The sequence below is a fragment of the Sulfurovum sp. bin170 genome (assembly GCF_010892395.1).
In the GTDB taxonomy this organism is placed as follows: Bacteria; Campylobacterota; Campylobacteria; order Campylobacterales; family Sulfurovaceae; genus UBA1140.
Window position 1 is genome coordinate 1 of record NZ_JAACKB010000213.1, and the last position, 4385, is coordinate 4385.

The 4385-nt window shown below is 33.9% G+C and carries 5 protein-coding genes; 4 read left to right on the forward strand and 1 reads right to left on the reverse strand.

Annotated elements, in window-relative coordinates:
* The 3 genes from GSY74_RS05065 to gmhA form a co-directional block, all read left to right on the forward strand.
* The coding region (locus GSY74_RS05065) for an AAA family ATPase (protein WP_164664020.1) at positions 1–1096 on the forward strand (1096 nt) is incomplete at its 5' end.
* Complete coding sequence (locus tag GSY74_RS05070; RefSeq protein WP_164664021.1) at positions 1097–1744, forward strand: phage tail protein; 648 nt, start codon at positions 1097–1099, stop codon at positions 1742–1744.
* A gap of 27 nt (positions 1745–1771) precedes the next feature.
* A complete protein-coding gene (gmhA, locus tag GSY74_RS05075) occupies positions 1772–2344 on the forward strand; it encodes a D-sedoheptulose 7-phosphate isomerase (RefSeq protein WP_164664022.1) in 573 nt (190 codons plus the stop codon).
* Here the strand turns inward: gmhA and GSY74_RS05080 are convergent.
* Entirely contained in the window at positions 2311–3354 is a 1044-nt protein-coding gene (locus GSY74_RS05080) for a hypothetical protein (RefSeq protein WP_164664023.1), read from the reverse strand. The two genes, gmhA and GSY74_RS05080, sit on opposite strands and share 34 nt — an antisense overlap.
* Positions 3355–3406: 52 nt before the next feature.
* On the opposite strand from GSY74_RS05080, the gene GSY74_RS05085 reads away from it, so the two are divergent.
* Positions 3407–4385: CDP-glycerol glycerophosphotransferase family protein (locus GSY74_RS05085; RefSeq protein ID WP_164664024.1), on the forward strand; the 979-nt coding region annotated here is incomplete at its 3' end.

Below are 4385 nucleotides of genomic sequence, written 5' to 3' on the forward strand. Positions count from 1 at the left end.
AAATTTTAAATCCATCTATGATTTAGAACTAGAAGTTGGTAGAGTTAACCTTTTTATTGGAGAGAATGGTTCGGGGAAAAGTAATCTGCTTGAAGCTTTGGTTTTTGTCTCTGCTAGTGAGTCTAATATGTTGGCTAATGAGTTTTTGGTAAGTCGTGGATTAAGAGTTCCTGAACCTGAGTTGATGCGTAGTGCTTTTGAGGAAGAGGGTAAAGAAAAAGATATTAAGATTAATATAATTTACAAAAAAAAAATTCATGATGAATATTCTTTTCAAAATGATAATAATCCTTATTCAAAGTGGGTTTCTTTTAGTTTATTAAAGAATGAATCTGACCATTACTGGAATAAAGCAAAAGTAAGTGAAATTTTTGAAGAATCAGAAAAATATACTTCTATTGCTCATTATTATTATGATTGTAAAACTAAGATTAATTTTAAAAATTTCATTATTTATTCTCCAGAAAATACAGCCCTACGAGTATTTCAAAAAGAGGGACAAATCCAACCCCTAGGAATCAACGGCGAAGGTCTGCTAAAACTCCTAAAAGTTATAAACAACTACGAAGATAAAAGCTATATTAATACCATTATAGAATCATTACAACTCTTCAATTGGTTTGAAGATATAACCATACCTACCGATATATCTTCTATGGAAGATAAAGTAATTATAAAAGATAAGTATTTATATAGAGAGTTTACGCAAAAAAGTGCAAATGAGGGGTTTTTATTTATTTTATTTTATATCACGCTTATCGTAGCCAAAGAGACACCAAAAGCTTTTGCCATAGATAATATAGATGCTTCATTAAATCCAAAACTTTGTACTAAGCTTATGACATTACTAACTGACCTTGCAATAAAATATGATAAACAGATATTTTTAACCACTCATAATCCTGCTATCTTAGATGGAATAAATCTTAATGATGAAGAGCAAAAACTTTTTGTGGTCTCTCGTAATAAAAAAGGTCATACTCGAATGAAAGAGATAACTGTAGAAAACAAACCAAAATCTTCTACAAATGAACCGTTAAAACTTTCAGAAGCATTTTTGCGTGGCTACTTGGGTGGTTTACCAAAAGGATTTTAGATGGCAAAGTTTGGATTAGTAACAGAGGGGATTACCGACCAGATTGTTATTGAAAATATTTTGTGTGGTTTTTATAAAGATTATGAGGATTTGGATGAGGAGATTTTTGCTCTTGAACCACCTCGTGATGAGACGGATATGAGACAGGCTTATAGTGAGTTTGGTACAGGTTGGAGTGCGATATTTAACTATCTTGGTGAGACTCGTTTTCGTGATGATGTACTCAATAGTGAGTATATTATTATTCAAATAGATACTGATATTGCAGAAGAGATAAAATGTTCCAAAACTCAATCTATTGAAGAGATTATTGAGTGTGTTATTCAAAGGATGGTTGATAAAATTGATACGCAAGATAGTTTTTATGAAGAGCATAAACAGAAGATTTTATTTGCTATCTCTGTTCACTCTTTGGAGTGTTGGCTTTTACCTATATTTGGAACAAGTAAAAGAGAAAAAATACTCAACTGTGAAGATAAGTTAAAAATAGAAGTTCCAAAGGTTTCTAAAAAGTTAAAGACTGAAAAAAATTATAGAAATTATGATAAGTTAAGTCAAGACTTTTTGAAATATAAAAAATTGATGAAAATAGTCTCTAAAAATAGTAGCTTTAAAATATTTATAAAGAAGCTACCAATAGAGTTATAAAAATTGAATAAGAGAGATAATAAACTGATGTTACAAATGATAAAAAGAGAGTTAGAAGCTCACAGAGAGACGATAGAGAGAACGATAGAGGTAATGATACCACAAATAGAAAAGGCTTCAAAGATAGCCATAGAGACTCTAAAAAATGGAAATAAGATTCTACTCTGTGGCAATGGTGGTTCGGCTGCTGATGCACAGCATATTGCAGCAGAGCTAACAGGACGATACAAAACAGAGAGGCGAGGTTTAGCAGGGATTGCACTTACTACTGATACCTCTGCTCTGACTGCAATAGCGAATGATTATGGGTATGATAGAGTCTTTGATAGACAAGTGGAGGCAATTGCACGAGAGGGTGATTTGATTATCGGTATCTCTACAAGTGGGAATTCTGCTAATATTATCTCTGCTTTTAAGGTGGCTAGAGAGTTAGGGTGTAGGACTATAGGTTTGTCTGGTCGAGATGGAGGGAAGATGAATAGTAGTTGTGATTTAAATTTGATTGTTCCCTCGGATGATACACCTCGTATTCAGGAGATGCATATTTTGATAGGGCATACTATTTGTCAGGCTATTGATGATGCTTTTTTGAACTCATAAAAAGCAGGGGTTTTACGAATCGTATTATCTCTATCATCAACTAGCCCATACCCAGTGGCAATAAGTTGATGCCAGTAGACTCTTTGGATTTTATCACTCTTTTTGGCTGTTTCTAAATACTCCAACATAAATTTTGCATAATCCTCTTCACTCACACACTCCAGTTCAGAAGTGGGGGCATAGGGGGCTGTACCTGATAGGGGCCAGTTTACTTCGGTAATATAAATCTCATTGGATGTTTTTTGGGAAAGTTTTACTAAAGAGTAGATCATATCTATCTTATTTTTTGTATCAAATATTCCCATCTGAGTGTTGCTAGGGCTTCCTCTTCTGTCTACATAGAGCAGAGATGAAAATTTATCATACTTTATAGGAAAGCCATTGAAAAGTGTACGAATAGTATAGTGGTACTCAAAATCTATAACAGATGAACCGATAAGCTTTAGAGTAGGGTGGTTTTCATCTCGAATGCTCTGAATAGTCTGATACCACTTTAGATATTCGCCCATAGAGAAAAATCCCCATTTGGTACGGTTTATGGCATTGCCTATCTGATACTCTGTGACAATTGGGCTAAATTTTTCAAATACACTCTTTATATTTTTTTGAAGGAGTTCTATATCCTCAATATGTTCTCTATCTTGCAATATATTCAAAAGAGTAGTTTGATTTTTAAATTTTTTGGCAAAATCTACATACTCATCAATCCTATCCATCTCCCAAAGGGGCATACGCATCAAGATATGTTTGACTCCTAACTCCTCGATAAGTTTGATTTGAATATCTCCTTTGTCTAAGTCAACTCCCATACCATAAAAGTTCTCTTTATCTATTTTTTTACCTTTGAAAAATTTCATGAGAACTATGGAGAGAGGGAATATGATGAGGTTTGTTAAAATTAGAGGGATGTAGTCAAAGATATGTTTTTTACGCATCTTTTTTTTGTAAACTTTGTCTTTGATAGGGTAGGGTTGGTCTGAGTATCTGTCCCAAATGAATGGTTTTTGCATTGGTTTTCTTTTTAGATTATTTATTTATCAAAATTATGATACTATTTCATTTATGAAAACTATACTATTTTGCAACTTACCTTACGCTTTTTCGATAATGAAACCTCTAGCCGATGAGCTAGAGAAGAGAGGGGATGAGTACCTTTGGTATATCACTCCAGAACTGTTTAATGATTTTCCATATAAACAGATGATGCACAGCAATAGCTTGGAGCATTTGAAAGATTTCAAAGCTGATGCTATTTTTGTACCTGGGGATGATGTTCCCTATTGGCTCCGTGGGGTCAAAGCCCAAATTTTTCATGGACTAGCAGGAGAGAAAGAGGAATATTTTGATATTAATGGCTATTTTGATCTCTATCTGACTCAAGGACCCTATTTTACAGAGAGATTTGAAGAACTCTCTTTGAAATATAAAAATTTTACTGTTACAGAGACTGGTTGGTCTAAGCTTGATAACTTTTTTGCTATTAGTGACAAAACCAAAGAGAAAAAAGAGCAACTACTAACCAAATACAGTGCCAAACATATAGTACTCTATGCACCATCATCCTCCTCCTCTTTGACCTCGGCGGTAGTTCTAAAGGATGTTATAAAAAGATTGAGTTCTCATAAAGATATTCTGTTTATGATAAAGTTTGCGGAGAGTATGGATGAGGAGACGATAGAGGCTTATAGAGAGTTGGACATCTCCAATATCATGATAGTAGAGGATGATATAACGCAAATCATTCAGATAGCTGACCTGCTTCTGTCTGATACCTCTTCTGTGGTATATGAGTTTATATTTTTGGACAAACCAGTTATTACATTTAATAGCCTCTCTGAGAATATTACTTGGTCAAACCATACAGATATCAATCAGATTTTTCTAAATGTTGTGAGGACGCTAGAGGGGAATGATAGATTTAAAGATGGGAGAGGGAAAACTATGGAACTGTATCATCCTTATAGAGATGGTGCATCGTCAAAGAGAATGATAGAGGCTATAGAGGCTTATATCAAGGAGCATGGGGTTCCAGAGAGTAGAA